2 protein-coding genes are annotated in these 1457 nt (G+C 70.4%); one reads left to right on the top strand and one right to left on the bottom strand.

Annotated features, from left to right (window positions below; genetic code table 11):
• A partial coding sequence (locus ASC95_RS31185; RefSeq protein ID WP_200960163.1) for a hypothetical protein occupies window positions 1–216 on the top strand: 216 nt, incomplete at its 5' end.
• A gap of 83 nt (window positions 217–299) precedes the next feature.
• Here the strand turns inward: ASC95_RS31185 and ASC95_RS17780 are convergent.
• Window positions 300–1160 (bottom strand): hypothetical protein, encoded by an 861-nt coding sequence (locus ASC95_RS17780; protein ID WP_157256387.1) that lies wholly within the window; start codon window positions 1158–1160, stop codon window positions 300–302.
• Between the last annotated feature and the right edge of the window lie 297 nt (window positions 1161–1457).

Genomic DNA, 1457 nt, shown 5'->3' with positions numbered 1-1457 from the left:
AGCCTGAGCTTCCTGTGGCTCGCCTACCCCGAAGCCGGCACGCTGAAAGCCCCTCTGCCGCTGGGTGCCGAGGTCCAGGCCCGCATCGGCCTGCGCACGCCCGAGTTGGACGCGCCGGCCACCGCTCACGTCATCGTGCAGGTCACCGACAAGGGCACGCCCGCCCTCACCCGATACCAGCGCGTGATCCTGCACATCGAGCCGCGGGCACGATGAAGTTGAAGTTACCGCGTGCGAGCACCCCTACATCGCGAGTTCTGGGGTCTACCGCTGGCTGCTGGCACGGCATGCTCAGCGGCTCAGGACGGCTTGCCGACGCGGGTGCGGTCGATGAGCTGCTGCGCCGCCTGCCTGGCCGCCGCCAATTGCTCTTGAGTAGGCAGCACGGCCAGCTTGAGGGTGTTCGCAGTCAGCATGTGCTCGACCACGACGCCCCCCGCATACGGGTCCAACATGCCGTAGGCCAGCAGGAAAGTCAGCCGCTCGGCGTCGCTCAACCCCCAGGCGGCGTTGGCCGTCGCCGCGTTGACCAGACTCATCTCGTCGCCCGCGCGGGCGTCGCGCCGCATCGCCTCGGCCACTTCCTGCCGTTGCGCGGCGGAGAGGTCGGACGCAGAAGCCGCGTGCGCATAGGCCGAGGCGGCCTCGGGCACGCCGCCACGCATCGCCTGTGCGGCGAGGTCGGCCAGCAGCGCCTGGTGCTGTGGGGTGACGGTCTGGCAGCGCCGCGCATCGGTGTCGGCGGCGATCATTCGCTGCGTCATCTTCTCCTGCGCCACGCCCTGGTCGCGCAGGGCTTCGAAGTGGCTGCGCAACTGCACGTTCGACGCGCATTGCCATAGCCACTTCACCGCCTCCCATGACTTTGCCGCGTCATTGCTCGCCAACGCACGCTCGATGTGCGGGCCATAGCCCTCGGAGCCGACACGCGGCGCGGCGAGCGCCGGGGCGGCGTCCTGCTGCTGCGGCGCCGACGGGTGAGGTGCGAGGCCGGCAGTGGCTGCGGAGGCCGGCCTCGCGGGCAGCACCAGCGGCAGCGCGGCCACCGGCTCCGGCATCGATGGCGAGGGCGGCTCGGCGGGCCTGCTCGCGATGAAGCTCAGGGCGGCGCCGCCGCCCAGCATGACGATCGGGAGCAACGCCCAGCGCGTGACCCTCATGCCCGCGCCGCCGCAAGCAGGTCACCCACGGTCAGCAAATGCAGTTCGGCCAGCGGTTCGAAGAGGTTTTTCATCAGGGGGAGACAGGCTCAATGCGACGGCGCGCAGACTAGCGCAGCCTGGTGGTGCGGCAGTCGGCTGCTCAGCGCCTGGCGAGCCCGCTCCAGGAGAAGGCGATTACGAAGCGCTTGCGGGCGACGCGTTCACTCCTCCAACGCGACCACCAGCACCGCCTTGGCAGGCACCTTGATCGACAGCTTGCCGCCCGCGGCACGCGCGCTGAACGCTGCCGGCTTG

Origin of the sequence: Pelomonas sp. Root1217 (genome assembly GCF_001425705.1) — a bacterium.
Classification (GTDB): domain Bacteria; phylum Pseudomonadota; class Gammaproteobacteria; order Burkholderiales; family Burkholderiaceae_C; genus Pelomonas.
This window is presented reverse-complemented; position numbering and strand designations above follow the sequence as displayed.

What these genes read in the sequence shown, in the direction of transcription:
- ASC95_RS17780 (WP_157256387.1), bottom strand. Translation starts at nt 1,160, where the DNA reads ATGAGGGTCACGCGCTGGGCGTTGCTCCCGATCGTCATGCTGGGCGGC.